The following is a 15,174-nucleotide window of genomic DNA, read 5'->3' as shown; positions in this document are numbered from 1 at the left end:
TTAGAGCTAGTCGAGGATGATCGGATCAGGATTTGGGGTCGAACCAGAACCATCGTTCGGCGGGATCAAAGTCAGGTGCACGGTGGCGCTCGACGTATTCGTGCCATCACTGATCGTGTAGCCGAAGTTGTCCGAGGTCGCGTAGGTCGCCGAGTTCGATGCATACCCGCTCGGCTTCGCAAGGAAACGGATTTCCGAGTAAGCGTACTCGTCCGCGTCGATCCCGGTGAGCGAGTCGATGTGCTCGACCGGAACGTTCGTGATGCCCTCGGAGAAGTAAGCCAACCACGGGAAGCCCGCCGCACCCGGATATCCGCCTGCATAGCTGGGCTTGCCCGCGGCCTTGTAGAGCAGCGCGTGCGTGAACCAAGCAGTCGGCTCATCGCTGCCAAGCATGTAAGATTCCGTAATATCTCCAGCTTTGACGTGCGCATCGAAGCTGAAGTGTACTTCATCCAGGGTCTTAACGTCTTCGTACCGGACATTCCTGAACTGCGCATCCATCCACGAACTGTTCGAGGTGCTTCCCGCCTTGCGAAGAATCCACTTCTTGCCGTGCTGCCGATCGTACACGGCCTGATCGACGATCAGCACGTAGACGGAGATTTCGAGCGTATCCCTGGGCAGGGTGATCGTCTTGACCCAAGCGGGATCGTTCATTCCCATGAACGCATCCCCGGTCACCGGGCGGTTCGTGATCACGCTGGCGATGCAGATGTCGCCGATCCGAAGATCGTAGTTGTCGTTCACTTCGAGCGACCAGTCGAACACGTCGGCACCACTCTGGTACTTGCCACCGAACACATCCGGGTACGCCCTGGAACTCGGGGTCGAGCTGAAGGTCGGAGGGGGTGCGCGATAGTAGATCGAGTCGCCACCCAGGGTGACCGTACCGGCCAAGCTCGTGCCGTTGTGCGGGGCTTCGACCGACACGATGGTGACGTTCGAACCCAGGTCGTTCCCCAGGATGTCTTTCACCGGGATGATGTTCGGCGTGTAGCCGGACGAGATGGTCAGGTACCGGGAATCGTCCACCGCAAGCAGGCTCGTCGCCGGGGGCGGCGGGGGCGGCGGGGGAGCTGCGACCTGGGCACGCGCCACAAACAGCGGCGACGGCTTCGTGCGGTCGGTGTAGTAGGCGTACGTGTGCGGAGCTGACGACGTGTAGGTGTCGGCATCCGTGAATTCCTCGTACCGCTTGCCGGTGTGGGCTGAGACGAACGCCGCACCGAGAACGAACGGCAGATCATCGAACGACCACTGGTTGGTCTTCAGATTCAGCACGGCCGCGCGGTTGCAGCCCGGTGCCGGGACATCCGGATCGGTCGGGACCTGAAATGCGCACTCGGGATCGCTCGACACGAAGCAGAACATGATCTCGTTCCGCTCCTGAATGTACACGGTGTAGAACTTTGCCTTCTCCGCCATGACGATGTAGTCGTAAATCTTACGGCGGATCACACCATCGACGATATCCTGACGCGACAACCCGTTGTGCATCCAGATGCTTTCCGGACCGAACACGTAGTGGGTCGAACTCACGTCCTGAACGCAATTCTGGCTGATTACACCGGAATCCGACTCGAACACCCGGCGGTAGCGGAACACGAAATTGTCGAACGACGGCTCCATCACCCAGGTCGAGCGGGTGCCGTAGAGGAACATCCGGTCCTGCATCGGCCAGCCGTCCACGAGCGCGCTCGGCATGTCGGCGAGGACGTTCGAGGCCGCCGAATTGGTCGTGTCGGCGTTCCAGATGTCGGCAGAGGTGTTGTAGGTCGTGTAATCGGAGTTCAGAACCATCGTCGGGTAGTCGCGGCCATCCTTCTGGACGCCGATCGCGATCACCTGACCGTTCAGGGCTCGAACAGCCTTGCAGCGCCAGTACTTCCCCCATCCATCGACGACCGCGAAGCCCTTGCCGCCCTTGCGCATGCTCCAGAGCTTGCGGTCGGGACGGTTGAAGTACACCACCGAGTTGGTTTCCGCCCACGTGCCGGGCTCATCGTAGTCGTGATTCACCCACGATACCGGGGTGAGATCGGCCTTGATCCCTTCCTCACCCGTGTTTCCACGCTGAGACCACCGGAAGACCTTTCCGGACTTGAACGTGATCAGGTACTCGTACCCGCCGGACGGCAGACCGTACCCGATGACGCTCTGAGGCTCGTTCTCGGCGATCGTTCCAGCCTTGCGGAAGCGCGGACCGCGCCAGATCGAACCGTCACGGAATCGGACGTTGTTCGCCGTGGTCCACTGCCGCGGGTCCTGAAATGAAAACGGATCGGAGTCGGTATTCACACCGAACTGACCCAACTGTCGGAAAGGAACGATCGCCACTTAACTTAACTCCACGTGATATGTACGTACCCGGTCGCACCCGGAGCGCCCTGGGACCCCGGAAGACCGCCAACGCCACCCGCACCGACGAATCCGTTGATGGTCGTGCCGACCACGGGGGCGCCATCGCTGCCCGCGGTGTAGGTCTTCGTCGCCTTGCCGGACTTGCCGCCGTCGCCGCCCTTGCCGCGCGCGTCATTCGACGGGACGAAGACCGATCCAGCGCCACCGGCCTTGCCGCCCGCGGTGACGTTGGTGTCACCACCCGACGCCTGTCCGGGACCACCTGCGGTGCCTGGGCGGGCATCCGAAGGGTTGCGACCACCCGTGCCGCCGCCGCCACCGGCACCGGCTCCGCCGACCATGTTGAGGAACTTGGATTCCCCACCGTTCGTACCGGCTCCGCCGTTCCCGACGTACGAGGACTGGTCGGTGACCGATCCACCGCCACCACCGGAGCCGCCGACGACCTCAACGGTCATCGTCGTGTACGAGGGCACCACGAACGCGAACGCCCCGGCGGTGTCGTAATTCTGGGTGCCCGCGGACGTGTTCGAGACGCAGCGGAAATCCGACCACTTGATCGGTCCCGACTTCGGAACCTTCGTGATGCTCGCGGGCACGTAGCGTCCGCCGCTGTAGTACTCGCTGATCTTGATCGGCTTCGCACCCTTGAACTCGGTCGCGATCTGATCGGCCCGGATCGGGCCTGTGCAGGGGATCGTCATCAGTCGAACTTCGAGTACGCTTCGATGTTTCCGAGCACGCGAAGGTCACCCGCCGAGTTGAAGTGCGCGACCCGAACCCCCTGGGTGTAGAACTCGATCGCGTTGAGCGAGAGATTCCCGATGATCGCCAAGCCAGTCTTGAACTGGATCATCGGATTCCCATTCGCGTCGATCGTGACCTTAAAATCTCCGGGCAGGTTCGCCGAAGGAAGCGTCAGAGCACCCGTCATGGTGTCGCCGGACTTGGCGACGAATCCGGACTTGTCGATCGCCGCGTTGAACGCCGCCGCATCAGCCAGATTGAGCAAGGTCAGGCCGAAATCCGTGTACGGAACGACACCCGCCGTGGTGGTCGAGGTGTAGACGGGAACGCACTTCCCCGTAGGCGTGGCCTGAAGGATCACGTTGTTCAGATTCGTGTGCGTGGCGGTGACCTGACCGGTGATCGCCGGGAACGTGCTGATCAGCGCGCCCTTGATCGTGCGGATGTGGTCGGCGGCCTGCGCGATCGGGTCGCCCGCGGGCGGATTCGTGGGGTCGAGATCGGTGATCCAGTCTGCTACTTCGACGGACATAGTGCTCCAAGATTCAATAAGATGAGGTCGTCTATTTAGAACCCCCGGCTAATATCGACTTGTTAGAGCAAAAACATATCGTCAGAAGTGGTAACGCTGTTTTATTGTAAGTCATTCACAAATTGATTGACCTTACAAGTGACCATTGCGAAATCTACACTCCCTGAATATCATGTTTACAGAGCGATGCTGCTTCGGTGTAACAACGCGGATCACAAGCAGTACAAGAACTACGGCGGACGCGGAATCACAATCTGCGATCATTGGCAGAAAGACTTCTGGAACTTCTACGCGGATATGGGTCAGAAGCCGAAGGTTCCCGGACAACGTTATTCGATCGACCGGATCGACAACAACGGGAACTACGAGCCCCATAACTGCCGTTGGGCCACCGACGAAGAACAGGCCCGCAACAAGCGGCACACGGTCCACTTCACCTACAACGGCGTGACCCTGAGCAGCCAGGAATGGGCGATGATCCTCGGTTGCGAGATTCCCGCGCTCACCATGCGCCGCAAGCGTGGATGGTCTGACGAGCGGATCATCACCACGCCGATTCAGAAGCAGTGGAGCATCCGCAAGGAAGGTTCGCGCGTGCGTGGCCCGACCCGTGGACGCGGCCTGTACGACGCGTGGACCGCCTATCACCTCGGTGGGGGAGACGCGGAGTGATCGACAAGAACGTCCACCTGCCGATCCAGCCGGAGATCAGGGAACAGTCCCTGGTCGCCACCCTCGCGAAACTGGTGAAGCTCCAGAACGAGCTGAGAGCCCTCTACAGCGCCTTGGGGCTCACCTGGGGGGAAGATGCCCCGGAAGACGCCGTGGCCGTTGCTGAAGCCCTGGTGGCGATGCTGAGGGGGTCGGAATGACCCAGAAAACGTACGATGACCGATATGCAGAAGCCAACGCTTGGCTGGACGATATGGACGATTCCGTCATCACGGTATTGCAGCAAATTGCGAAGCAACGCGACCTGATCAAGCGGATCGACCGACCGGAAAAGCAGTACGATCGGTCCGTGGAACTCGAAAGTGTTCAGGCATGGGCACGTGAACAAGGAATCGCGATCAGCTTCAACCCGATATACGATAACTGGTTCAAGTTCGAGCCCACGGATGAGAATCAGCGCGTCGCGATCAAGATGCGGTGGGGCTGATGAGTCCCCTCAGAATCACGATCATGAAGATCGCCGAGGACTCTTTGAGGCAAGGAGTAACCACCCAGGTCATCGTGGATTGGCTCGCGGAACGTGAGGTGATGTTCGGTTACGATATCAACCGCGTTGGCTGGGCGGTCTTTCCAAATGAAGACACGATATTCGAGTACCGGATGACGTGGGCATGAAGCCCCACCACAGATATAGATGATCTGTCACGTCACTTATCGTTTGAGCTTGAATCATCATTCGACAGTGCGTCGAGCAACGTTTTGGGTGGCTTCGGCATTTCTGAAAAGTCGAATGCATTACGATACTCGTCAGGGTGATAACCTGCCCTACCGATTGCATCATAGATTCGTGCCTCAACCCAATCCGCGCTCTCGTGAAGCAGCTCCAACGAGTCACGTCCGGCGTAGAAACCTTCTCTCATCAAAATTACGGGGCGGGCGTCGTCATGTTCCGCGGACATCATCATCGCGATCGTGTGAGGGACCCGATAGGTACCATCCGGCTTAAGCCATCTCTCGTAAGCCCTCCATTCGTACTGGTGGATCAGATTATCCCGCTCTTTAAGAAGGAATTCGTGATAGATCGGATTCTCAGATTTCTCTTTCGTTAATTTTTTTCCTTCTGCGGTGATTTCAAATCTAAGCTTCTCTGGTAAGCACGACTTACCGTCTTTTATGAATAGGGAAACTGCGGTCCGCAGGATCGTACAGGTCCCTATCCAAGCGATTTTCCAGTCAGAAACATAAAGCTTATCTTCACCTAACAACCGCTCCAAGTGCAACACGCCGTGCCGCCCATCTATAAGTGCCCGATACGAAGAAAGAAGGTATTTTACAGGCAGGTAATTGTACTGATACTTAAGAGGCGTTGCCATACCGATACACCCTACATTCTAGCAAGCGAATCCTTGGCGATCAAAGCTTGTTGACGTGGGATTGACCTGATAGCGTAAAGTCCGACTGTACGTCCTAAATGAACGTCCGCGAAGGCTCAAAACCGGAATGGCGCAAATCGATGTCGTCCATAAGCTTCTCGATGATATGGAAATGGTCATCTCATATCTTAATGGTCGAGATGAGAAAACCGTTGAGAAGCATGAGATTGATGACTTGATCATCGTCTTGAATGAACTGCACGGATGGGGCACGGCTTACACCGATCTTGCTCCCAAGTTGTCCCTCGCTGCTCCGCTAGTCTCAAAATACCTCAAAAATCCTGGGCCATTTGATCTTCAAGATACACGAATTGTCGCACAGCGTATTCGAAGCTATCTACGGAGCTTAGATCAGCGGACCGATCCAGTAAACGAATACGATACAGAATTTTTCCGAGACGAGGTTGATAGCCTAGTCGAATCGAGTCAAAATCGTTCAGCTCAGGCGCAACCATCATCGCCGCCTTTTACATTTCAAGCTGATAGTTGGAGCTTCATCGCCTTAAATTCTGAGCTTAAAGCCAAAATCTCGGCTACATCTGTGCTGTTAGATAGCATAGTCGTACAAGTAAAACGATCAAATCTTCCACCTGACCAACAGGCGATCACCGATATTGAGCGAAATCAGTTGATCGCGATTCTCGAAACGACACTCGGGCTGCTTCGAAATCCCGTGATGGTCGAACGTGGTCTTATGAACAAAATGAAAGATAGCCTTGCGAAGGTCGCGAAAAAATCTGCGGAGAAGGAACTTGAACAGGGAATCGGACATGCGTCCGAAACCGCAGCGAGTTGGGTGCAAGACCTGATCAACATGATCTGGTGAGGGAATCGTTCGGTCATCCCCATCGAAGGGTCTTTTTCGTTCCTACGGGTTCACCTGCCCCGAGTAGATCGTCCGACCGTCGAACAGGTTGAAGCTTTGGCCCTGGGGGATCATCGGAACATCCCCGGCGCGGTCACGCAGCTCCTTGCGGTACCGACGCTCCCCGTGAAGGTCCCGAAGATAATGGGAGGACCCGCCGCGGGAGATCACCCCATCGCACAGCTCCGCGTCGGGATCGTCCGACATCAGAACGCACGCCTGCGAGAAGGTCGGGAGAAGGCTGAGAACCAGAGCAAGGGGAATGATACGACGCATGATGGACTCCTCTGACCGAAGAATCTCACAGGTTGAGGGGGAAGTGAATCCACGGTCTTCAAGCACGGTTAAAATGTTAGGGAGGACCCGGCGGGGTGAGTCCCACTATAGAGGGACCCATCAGGGGACCCTGATCTGGGGGGACCCGGTAGGGCCGAGCGGAACGCGAGGGTCCCCTACTCCAGATGGGGACCCGTTTTTTCGCTGGCTTTTTCGGGTTTTACTCCGGATTTTTGAAATCGCAGGGGAGGGGAGGGGGGTCGAAGAATTCCGGCGGGAGAGGCTCATTTTCATTAGGCTTTTTCGAGCAAGATCAATCACTTAGCCTCACAAAGCCGATCATCTGCCCAGGTCAGGCCGCTCGAAGACTGGTCGAGCTGCGTCCACACATCATCGTCTGACGTTTTTCGGATTCATGGGGGACATTCCCCGACATTAGGCCGCAAGCCATGCATTCATGCCCCGCCATGGGCATGCGTGGGCAGCATAGCCTGACCCCAAGTCGTTTTCGCAGATTCCATAATACAGCTTATGCGAAGCCGTGTTAACTATTCGAGGCAGGGTGTTGGTATGCTCTGCTTGCATGATCTGAGATAGTTCACATATGAACTAATTATCGTCTTGGCTTCAGCGAGGCGACATTGAAAATCACAAAAATGCTGTGGCCTTCTAGGATGCCTCTAGGATCGTCTCACAGCGCCCTACAGACGCTTCCACACGATTCCCCTCCCCTAGCCCCCACGGCTCTACACGGCTCTGTACGGGCCTGTGTGCGGATGGTCATGTGATGATCAAACGAAAAACCCCACGATGACGAGCAATCATCGTGGGGCAAGGTATGAATTATGAACTAAGCTACCGATCGATGCTGCGTGTCATCTTTCGATAGATTGATTTATACATTGGTCGAGCTGACACGTCGATATTATTCGTATCTGTGGTACCACGCCCCATGCGAAGCTATTCTCGCTCGACGATTCACCGCCGCGATCACTTTACTTTTGCCTCGACGAAGGGACAGAATTTCTCTTTCTCAACTGGTCGAGGTCTGCGGCCATTGATGGCGCGGACCGCATTGTACGGGAGTTGGTCGAGGGACGAGGCCAACTCGTAGACTGGTCGAGTGCGAGCTTTGCGAGCGCTTGACCTTTAGTTGCAGCGCAGCGAAAACTCATAGTCTAAATTTAGTCTTCGACTTAGACTAATTAGACTATGAGTTTCGAGCTATTCGGTTGACCAGTTCGAGTGGAAATCGCACATGGCGAGTCGAGCTTGTCGCTTCGCATAGCCCTTCAATGGCTGTCCTTTCATGTCGAGGTGATCGAACTTCGCGGTGAACAGGTCATCGCCTTCGATCAACAACTGGAATGACGTGGGGATTCGGTTCTCCACGTAGACGATCGCGAACTGATTATCGAAGTACACGGTGCCTGGGTTCTTGGTGCTGATGAGCCCGAACATCGCTCGATTCGTTGCACCGATTTGGGGTTCGAGCTTCTTCCACGTGTGCTGGAGGATTTCGTGGTATTCCGGGGTGATCGAGCCACGGTTGAGCAGGCCATCGAATCTCAGCTTGAACGTGTCGTACTCGATCAGGGGAATCGACTTCTTCCACTGCCACGCTGAGAGCTTGATCTGGTCGGGTGGGACGATCCACGTCTCCACGGTGACCGCGAACTCTGCGGTGTGCTTCTTGCGCGATCCGGATGGGCCATTGTCGAAGAACGTGGCCTGCGCGAGCGTCATCGACGGCACCGGGGGGCATCGACCCATGGTGAACCGCGAAGGCGGTGCTGGGGCTGCTGTGGCGGTCTGAGCGGCAAGTGCGGCCTGGAGCTGTTGGGTGAGGAAGGCGATCTGATTCTGAAGGTCGTCTAAGGTCGGAGTCATATGAAATTTCCGTTTCGCAATGCCGCGTTTAAGCATATGAGATGTGCGGGTGGCTATAACAATTTACGGATTCACGTTTCGCTATAACGCGAGCTGTGAATCATCGGGGATTCACTATGGCAAGGACCTTCAAGATTCTCGACATGGGCTCAGTGGCCCACCTGCTCGACTTTGATGCGATGAAAAACTCTTATCTTCGTGGTGAGCGCGAGATCGTTGGCGAGGAAACGATCTCCCTCAATGGGGTGACCGCTCAGGCGATCTTCACGAGGCCGAATTTCCCGAATGCAGAGATCGACATGGCGGATATGCGGGTCTTCTGCGACGCGCGGGACATCCCGATTGCCACTCAGAGCATGTCGAACGGAACTTGGATTCACACGATCGCGATTGCGGATAATGAGGTGTCCGGTTTCATGGGACGATGGCTGTGATGCGACGGCCTCGAACAGCGTCCAACCAGTCGTTCCGGAACTTCGAAGCGCGTGAGATCAGGGCGTACCGTGCCCGCGGGTTGCGTGTTCGAATCTCGCTTCGTCAGTACGAGCGTGCGTTCGATCAGGACCGGCCGAAGGGCGACGACGTGCTGGATTCCGAGTTCGTCGAATGGCTCGACGAGCACATCGGTCGGTGGGACACCGATGTGGAGCTGTACTCGTTATGGGTGCCGGACCGTCGAGCTGCGTTCGAGCTGAAGATCGCCTGGGGGTGAAGTTCTAAATAGGGCATGTTCACCCGTGCCCTCACCCGCCTCAAAGCGCTCTACGCCCAGGTGGGCGTGAGGTCGTTTCTTCTCATCGCTGGCATCGAAGCCGCCGTCCTGTTCGTGCTGCTGATCAGCACCCTTTCCGGTCATGCCGTCCGAGATGCGGAGATCGCTCGCCAACACGATCAGATCGCCGCTCAGCACACCGAGATTCTTGCGTTGAAGGCGAAGGCTCCGCGGGTCGTCACGGTGGTTCGAACCGTTCAGACCCGTGGACGGTGCCGGACCGTGAAGCCCGCGCCGCTCTCGATTCCGCTCTCGAACCGTCTTCTGAGCAACGCCCCGTGATCTCGGAATCCGAGCTTGCCGTGCTTCTCACCGAGCTTGATCGGCTGGAGATGGAGAACACGGTGCTGCGGTCGAAGATTCCGCCGTCGCGTGATCCCCCGCACAAGGGTCCGATTCCACCCGGCTACAGCATTGGGAATGCCGGGCAGCTCTACGCGAGCGATCCGGAGATTGTTTACGAGCTGATCCGCCTGGGAAACTGCGGCGAGCTTTAATACTGAGATCGAAGTTTGGAAGTGGTAACATCGTTAGATTCAAATCTGAGGATGTTATGACGAAGGAAGAATTCAGGGCGCGTAAGCGTGCTCTCGGTGAACAATACGCTCGTGATCATGATGCGCTGTACGCGGAATACATGCAGGCGATCAAAGCCCGAAGGGCCAGGGCCGCCGTGAAGCGGCGCAAGGCGGAGAAGGTTTACACAGTCGCGGGGGTGAAGCGATGAGCGGCCGTCCCATCCGTCACCCCGTGGTGCCGAAGAAGGCTCCCCAGCCGAACCTGCACGGCCAGCGCCGTCAGATGCGGTTCATCGGCGACCATGGCCCCAGACAGATCGATAAGTCTGATGTGGCAGAATTTCTGGAACATCTCGAATACCTGAGGGATACCGACTCCAAGGCTTCGATCACCTACACCGAGCGCCCCAACACACCAATGTTGTTTGGTGATTCCGGAATCAAGTTCGGAATTGAGGTCGGTCTTGCGCTCGCAGAGTCAGGCTGTGAGGTGGTCGATGTTCAACAGGTCGGTCGCCTTCTCCGGTGGACCTTCCCCGATGACGCGCACGTGCTCATGTTCAAGATGAAGATGGGATCGAAGATCGTTCCCGCACCGTGGCGCGAGTTCTTCCCACCGCTGCCTGGGGAATCCGAGTGAGCCGCGGTCGGCCGCCGACCGTCCCTTCCCGGACCATCGATTTCGATCACGTCAAATGGGTGCACGGGGATGTGTACCTGCTGTTCGAGGGTGAATGGTTGGACTGTGCGCAGTGGTCAGCTCGGACGAAGATCACCGCGACACTGATCCACAATCGGGTGTTCAGGTCGAAGCTGACCGTCGAGGAAGCCTTGACGATGCCCGTGGGCAAGCAGAACCGCCGCGCCCCTCGGAACCCATGCCGGAAGATTCCCATCACTGAGTACGCGAACGCGTACCTTGTCGAGGCTGTGACCGCTGTTCCTCAGACGGTCGCGGCCTCCCGCCGGGCAGACTGACCCGCCGACGCCGCCACGCCCCGCCCCGGCGATCTCCACGACTGATCGGGGCGACCACCCGCAACGTCTCCCACCACAGCTCGGTCCACTCGCCTTCGTCGTCGCTCACAGGTTCAGCCCCATGGCCTGGGCGAACTGATCCAGCGCCTGTTCCAGAGGCGCCGATGCGGGTCCCCGCTTCGACCTCCGCCCGAAGCCGATGAAATTGTCGATCGACGCGTTCCGCTGGTCCGCCTCCTTGGCCCGAAGCGCCTCGGCGTACCGTCGCCGGGCAAGGTCGGCCCGCGCCCGGTCCTTCTCCGGACGCGCCTCACGCCGTTCCCGCTCCCGTTTCGTCTCCATCCGGCAAATCCACGGGTTCTCTGGGACGGTCCGCTCGAACCCGCTCGGAAGTGAATCTCCAGAATTCAATCCAACCGGCCCAAACGGATGTGGTGTAGAATCCTTCCCTTCAATCGTAAGATTTACTGCATTCTGGAGATCGGGGCTTTCCGGATGGATCGGTGGGTTCTTCAGGCCCGGCCGCGCGTGTAAAAGGTTGAACCAGCGCTTGCCGATTCTGTACAGAATGGGCTTTCGACGGGTGGTGTTGGCAAGCGGATTCGAGTTGTACGTGAACGGGTGCGATACGACATCGATGAATCCACAACTCAGCAGAATCTGCTTAGCCAGTTTGAAGTAGTGTTCGGTCACTCCCGCCGCGATCATCATGGGATGCGAGAGGATACCCCCGGTCCCGGAGACGCCCTTTGCCTTGTTCGAGGCGTCGCGGGCGAGGCAGAACACCGCCCCGTAGGCCATCCAGTCGGGATCGCGTCCGAGCGTGCCCGGTGACGTGAAGCAGCGGCCGATGAGATTCGCGAGGGTGAGGGTCGCCCGCTGGACGTTCTCGTTCGCGAGCCGTTCGTCGCACACGCCTTGGAGCCACCGGATCACCGGCCTGGGCAGGGCGTACCCGACGACGCCCTTCCACTTCTTCACGCCTACGTTGTACCGCGCCAACCGGCGCATCCTGTACTGATTCATCCCTTCGACCCCGTTCATGAGGTCGAGCGCAAGGCTTCAGTCCGAGGCCGTTGCGCCTCGCTGCTAAAACCTGTATAAGCGGGGACCTGCTGAAGGTACCCATTCAGCCCGGTCGCCACTGCAAATGGCGGCCGGGCTTTTTCGTGCGCTCGACACGATCGATCGGGAATAGTCGATCCCACCGACTTTCTCAAGTCAGAGGCGGTCGGCGCGCTGGCAAATTCTTATACTTGCTTGGATTCTAGTTGATCATCGCTCGGGTAAACCGAACCGCGAGCTTGTCAAGGGGTCTATACTTGGCTGAATAGCTGAGTAGAGATTCCCTAATGATTCGGCTGGTAAAGCTGCGGTCCCATCCGGAGCGCGCCGCCCGTGTTTTACGCGATCGATTGGTACGTGGATGTCGATACCGGCTACCCGTACGCGTACATCCTGTACGAGCCGCAGGGATCGCGTCGCCCACGCAGCTACCGCAAGCGGCCGGATGCGCAGTTCGTCGCAGACGTTGAACACGAGGACATGGCCGCGTGGTGCGTCGCCCGCGATATCGGTCCGTTCGACAACGATTGGATCGAGACGGAGATCAGCCCGCTGCTCGCGTTCGAACTGAAGACGCGTTGGCACGATCTGGACCTGACCGTGAACATGAACGAGGCGTGATTCGCGACTCGAACCTGTAGCTGCGGACTGTAGCTAGGCGTCTTGGGGTCCGTTAGAAAATCGTGACAAAACAACGACTTAGACGTGTTGGTGCCGCTTGAGGGATTCGAACCCCCGACCCCCTCATTACGAAACACGGGTTATAGCTCGCAACAGTTGACAGGACTGCTTACCGGCCGCCAAAAGTGCTGACCGCGAGAGGGCTTGCCCACGGGTAACACCTCATCATGTGCGCGGGAGTGAGCGTAGGCATCCGCCGCGCTGCTTACCATGTGCTTACCGGGGCGCGATGCGGCTTACGAACCAAACCGCAGCTGCCGTCGTGCTCCCCGCCGGGCGCGACAAGCTCGTGGTGTTCGACGACGACCTGCCCGGCTTCGGTTTGAGCCTCAGCAAGGGCGGCTCGCGGACCTGGGTCGTGCAGTACCGGAACGCGCTGGGGCAATCGAAGCGTGAGACGCTGGGCAAGGTCGGCGTGCTCACCGCGAGCGATGCGCGCCGCGCCGCCGGCGAACGCCTGGCGCGGGCGAAGCTCGGCGAGGATCCGCACGCCGAGAAGGTGAAAGCCAAGGCGCGCGCGGCAATCACCTTCGGCGCCGGTGTCGAGCCCTATCTGGAGGCGGTCGCGCCGAAACTACGGCCGGCCTATCTCAGCGAGGCGTCCCGCTACCTGCGGACGGTATGGCGGCCCCTGCACCGATTGCCACTCCATTCGGTCGGCCGGCAGCAGATCGCCGATCGCTTGGCTGAGATCCGGCGGGAGACCGGCCCGCACGCGGCGAACCGCGCCCGCTCGGCCCTCTCGGCGCACTTCGCGTGGCTGGTCGGGACCGGGGCGGCCGAGCTCAACCCGGTGATCGGCGTGCCGAAGCCGGCGCCCGAGGTCCGGCGCGCCCGCATCCTCACCGAGGACGAGGTTGCCAAGGTGCTCGGTGCGTGCCGGAACGACGACTTCGGTCGGATCGTGCGGCTGCTGCTGCTGACCGGCCAGCGCCGCGACGAGGTCGCCGGCATGGCGTGGCTCGAGGTCGACCTTGCCGGCGCGCTCTGGTCGCTGCCGGCGCACCGGGTGAAGAACGGGCAGGATCACGACGTCCCGCTGTCGGCCCCTGCCCTGCAGATCCTCACCGCCACCGAGCACATCGAGGGGCGGACCCTCGTCTTCGGTCAAGGCGATGGCGGATTCCAAGGGTTCTCTCGGGCGAAGGCGGCGCTCGACGCGCGCGCGGGCGTGACGGGTTGGAGGCTGCACGACTTGCGGCGAACCGCGGCGACACTGATGGCCGATCGGCTCAAGGTGCTGCCGCACGTGGTCGAGGCCGTCCTGAACCACATCTCGGGTCACAAGGCCGGCGTGGCCGGCATCTACAACCGGGCGGTCTACGCATCGGAGAAGCGCGAAGCCCTAGACCTTCTCGGCGCCTATCTCGCGGGTCTTGAGCCACGCATCCAGGTCGCCCCGGCGGACGCCCAGGCGCCGCTCGCTAAGCCGAAGAAGCGTCGGGCCGCGCCCGTCCTTGCAGATCCGGCGAAGGGTCGCCGTACTTAACCCGACCTCGCGGGCGGCCGCCTGAAACGGCACGACGTGGCGCGCTGCATCAGTCATGACGCCCTCCCCTCCCTGTTCTGATGGGTGTTCGGCGACGGTTTGACCGCCTGCGGCTTATCCATGCAGCCGCGCCTCCTCTGCTGCAGCGATCTCAGTCTCGCGCCGCTTCGCCCGAACGCCATCGATCATCGCCACCTTCGCCGCGTTCCCGTCGCGTTGGGCCTGCCAGTAGACAGCGCCGTAGGTGTCGGTCTCGATGGCGCCGGCCTCGATCGCGCGAATGCGCTTGCCCTTCGCGATGTCGAAATGGACCCACGAAGCGTTACGGTGCTTACCGAACGACAGCGTCGGGTGGCCCTGGATCCACTTCCGATGCACGCCGATGCGGTCGACCATCGCCAGCAGTTCATCGAGGCTGTCGGCCCAGAGGTGGCACATCATCATCCGTCCGAACGGGAAGATGGGCTGATCGACGTAGACGCTCATGCTGCCCTCGCTGCGATGTCGAGCGCGTCGGCCGGCACGAGCGGCTGCCAGCGGATCAGGAAGCCCTCGAAGACGAGGGTGTCGCCTTCCTCCGGCGGGTGCTCCGACCACCAGAAGCGGCGCATGTCGTCTAGGTCGACGAAGCCGTCAGCCTGCGCGAACGCTACCATCGCGCGTGGCCCGATCGGCTCGTGGTCAACCTGGAAGGCCTCCGGGATCCCGCGCTCGGCGAACACGAGGCGCACCGGCTGCACCGCGAGACACACCGGCTCGCCCAACCGCCGGCAGTGCTTCGTCCGCATGCCGGTGAAGAGCTGCAGCTGCTCGCCCGGGCGGGCGTGGCGCTTGCGGTCGGCGCGGATCGTCTGCGCCTTCGTGCCGGCGAGGATCGGCGGACCGAACCGCT

At 59.5% G+C, this 15,174-nt stretch carries 21 protein-coding genes; 12 read left to right on the top strand and 9 right to left on the bottom strand.

What is annotated here, in order from left to right; all coding sequences use genetic code 11:
* Positions 1–6 precede the first annotated feature (6 nt).
* The 3 genes from ACFZ8E_RS07455 to ACFZ8E_RS07445 are packed head-to-tail and all read right to left on the bottom strand — an operon-like array spanning position 7 to position 3,643.
* Positions 7–2,340 carry a hypothetical protein gene (locus ACFZ8E_RS07455; protein ID WP_405042481.1) on the bottom strand — a complete coding sequence of 778 codons (2,334 nt, stop codon included), beginning with the start codon at positions 2,338–2,340 and terminating at the stop codon, positions 7–9.
* A 5-nt stretch (positions 2,341–2,345) separates the two neighbouring features.
* Positions 2,346–3,068, bottom strand: coding sequence for a hypothetical protein (locus ACFZ8E_RS07450; protein WP_405042480.1), 723 nt, complete (start codon positions 3,066–3,068; stop codon positions 2,346–2,348).
* A complete protein-coding gene (locus tag ACFZ8E_RS07445; RefSeq protein ID WP_405042479.1) occupies positions 3,068–3,643 on the bottom strand; it encodes a hypothetical protein in 576 nt (191 codons plus the stop codon). Before ACFZ8E_RS07445 ends, ACFZ8E_RS07450 begins: the two co-directional genes overlap by 1 nt.
* 138 nt (positions 3,644–3,781) lie before the next feature.
* Between ACFZ8E_RS07445 and ACFZ8E_RS07440 the strand changes: the two genes are divergently transcribed.
* The 4 genes from ACFZ8E_RS07440 to ACFZ8E_RS07425 are packed head-to-tail and all read left to right on the top strand — an operon-like array spanning position 3,782 to position 4,990.
* Entirely contained in the window at positions 3,782–4,315 is a 534-nt protein-coding gene (locus ACFZ8E_RS07440) for a hypothetical protein (RefSeq protein ID WP_405042478.1), read from the top strand.
* Positions 4,312–4,515 (top strand): hypothetical protein, encoded by a 204-nt coding sequence (locus ACFZ8E_RS07435; protein ID WP_405042477.1) that lies wholly within the window; start codon positions 4,312–4,314, stop codon positions 4,513–4,515. Before ACFZ8E_RS07440 ends, ACFZ8E_RS07435 begins: the two co-directional genes overlap by 4 nt.
* Positions 4,512–4,802 (top strand): hypothetical protein, encoded by a 291-nt coding sequence (locus ACFZ8E_RS07430; protein ID WP_405042476.1) that lies wholly within the window; start codon positions 4,512–4,514, stop codon positions 4,800–4,802. Before ACFZ8E_RS07435 ends, ACFZ8E_RS07430 begins: the two co-directional genes overlap by 4 nt.
* Before the next feature lie 23 nt (positions 4,803–4,825).
* The gene (locus tag ACFZ8E_RS07425; protein WP_405042475.1) at positions 4,826–4,990 is read left to right on the top strand and encodes a hypothetical protein; all 165 of its coding nucleotides are present in this window, start codon (positions 4,826–4,828) and stop codon (positions 4,988–4,990) included.
* A gap of 32 nt (positions 4,991–5,022) precedes the next feature.
* Here ACFZ8E_RS07425 and ACFZ8E_RS07420 read toward each other — a convergent pair whose 3' ends face one another.
* The gene (locus tag ACFZ8E_RS07420) at positions 5,023–5,688 is read right to left on the bottom strand and encodes a hypothetical protein (protein WP_405042474.1); all 666 of its coding nucleotides are present in this window, start codon (positions 5,686–5,688) and stop codon (positions 5,023–5,025) included.
* 127 nt (positions 5,689–5,815) lie between these two features.
* Here ACFZ8E_RS07420 and ACFZ8E_RS07415 point away from each other — a divergent pair, with 127 nt between their 5' ends.
* Positions 5,816–6,574 carry a hypothetical protein gene (locus tag ACFZ8E_RS07415; protein ID WP_405042473.1) on the top strand — a complete coding sequence of 253 codons (759 nt, stop codon included), beginning with the start codon at positions 5,816–5,818 and terminating at the stop codon, positions 6,572–6,574.
* A 42-nt stretch (positions 6,575–6,616) separates the two neighbouring features.
* On the opposite strand, the gene ACFZ8E_RS07410 is transcribed toward ACFZ8E_RS07415, so the two are convergent.
* Both ACFZ8E_RS07410 and ACFZ8E_RS07405 read right to left on the bottom strand, forming a co-directional pair.
* Positions 6,617–6,889 (bottom strand): hypothetical protein, encoded by a 273-nt coding sequence (locus ACFZ8E_RS07410; protein WP_405042472.1) that lies wholly within the window; start codon positions 6,887–6,889, stop codon positions 6,617–6,619.
* A gap of 1,224 nt (positions 6,890–8,113) precedes the next feature.
* Positions 8,114–8,779, bottom strand: coding sequence for a hypothetical protein (locus ACFZ8E_RS07405; protein WP_405042471.1), 666 nt, complete (start codon positions 8,777–8,779; stop codon positions 8,114–8,116).
* A 116-nt stretch (positions 8,780–8,895) separates the two neighbouring features.
* Here ACFZ8E_RS07405 and ACFZ8E_RS07400 point away from each other — a divergent pair, with 116 nt between their 5' ends.
* From ACFZ8E_RS07400 to ACFZ8E_RS07380, 5 genes are all read left to right on the top strand, one after another.
* Positions 8,896–9,213, top strand: a complete 318-nt coding sequence (locus tag ACFZ8E_RS07400) for a hypothetical protein (RefSeq protein WP_405042470.1) — start codon at positions 8,896–8,898, stop codon at positions 9,211–9,213.
* Positions 9,213–9,491: a hypothetical protein gene (locus ACFZ8E_RS07395; RefSeq protein WP_405042469.1), complete on the top strand. Its 279-nt coding sequence runs from the start codon at positions 9,213–9,215 to the stop codon at positions 9,489–9,491. The genes ACFZ8E_RS07400 and ACFZ8E_RS07395 overlap by 1 nt, the downstream gene beginning before the upstream one ends.
* Positions 9,492–9,506: 15 nt before the next feature.
* The gene (locus ACFZ8E_RS07390; RefSeq protein WP_405042468.1) at positions 9,507–9,833 is read left to right on the top strand and encodes a hypothetical protein; all 327 of its coding nucleotides are present in this window, start codon (positions 9,507–9,509) and stop codon (positions 9,831–9,833) included.
* Positions 9,830–10,048 (top strand): hypothetical protein, encoded by a 219-nt coding sequence (locus tag ACFZ8E_RS07385; protein ID WP_405042467.1) that lies wholly within the window; start codon positions 9,830–9,832, stop codon positions 10,046–10,048. Before ACFZ8E_RS07390 ends, ACFZ8E_RS07385 begins: the two co-directional genes overlap by 4 nt.
* A 226-nt stretch (positions 10,049–10,274) precedes the next feature.
* A complete protein-coding gene (locus tag ACFZ8E_RS07380) occupies positions 10,275–10,709 on the top strand; it encodes a hypothetical protein (protein WP_405042466.1) in 435 nt (144 codons plus the stop codon).
* 443 nt (positions 10,710–11,152) lie between these two features.
* Here the strand turns inward: ACFZ8E_RS07380 and ACFZ8E_RS07375 are convergent, their stop codons facing one another.
* Positions 11,153–12,091: a hypothetical protein gene (locus tag ACFZ8E_RS07375; RefSeq protein ID WP_405042464.1), complete on the bottom strand. Its 939-nt coding sequence runs from the start codon at positions 12,089–12,091 to the stop codon at positions 11,153–11,155.
* Positions 12,092–12,445: 354 nt separating this feature from the next.
* Between ACFZ8E_RS07375 and ACFZ8E_RS07370 the strand changes: the two genes are divergently transcribed.
* Both ACFZ8E_RS07370 and ACFZ8E_RS07365 read left to right on the top strand, forming a co-directional pair.
* Positions 12,446–12,733: a hypothetical protein gene (locus ACFZ8E_RS07370; protein WP_405042463.1), complete on the top strand. Its 288-nt coding sequence runs from the start codon at positions 12,446–12,448 to the stop codon at positions 12,731–12,733.
* 289 nt (positions 12,734–13,022) lie between these two features.
* Entirely contained in the window at positions 13,023–14,282 is a 1,260-nt protein-coding gene (locus tag ACFZ8E_RS07365) for a site-specific integrase (protein ID WP_243949791.1), read from the top strand.
* A gap of 114 nt (positions 14,283–14,396) precedes the next feature.
* Here the strand turns inward: ACFZ8E_RS07365 and ACFZ8E_RS07360 are convergent, their stop codons facing one another.
* Both ACFZ8E_RS07360 and ACFZ8E_RS07355 read right to left on the bottom strand, forming a co-directional pair.
* A complete protein-coding gene (locus tag ACFZ8E_RS07360) occupies positions 14,397–14,768 on the bottom strand; it encodes a DUF4031 domain-containing protein (protein ID WP_243949790.1) in 372 nt (123 codons plus the stop codon).
* Positions 14,765–15,046 carry a hypothetical protein gene (locus ACFZ8E_RS07355; protein WP_405042462.1) on the bottom strand — a complete coding sequence of 94 codons (282 nt, stop codon included), beginning with the start codon at positions 15,044–15,046 and terminating at the stop codon, positions 14,765–14,767. Before ACFZ8E_RS07355 ends, ACFZ8E_RS07360 begins: the two co-directional genes overlap by 4 nt.
* Positions 15,047–15,174 lie beyond the last annotated feature (128 nt).

The organism is Methylobacterium sp. HMF5984 (assembly GCF_045033435.1).
Lineage (GTDB): Bacteria > Pseudomonadota > Alphaproteobacteria > Rhizobiales > Beijerinckiaceae > Methylobacterium.
This window is presented reverse-complemented; position numbering and strand designations above follow the sequence as displayed.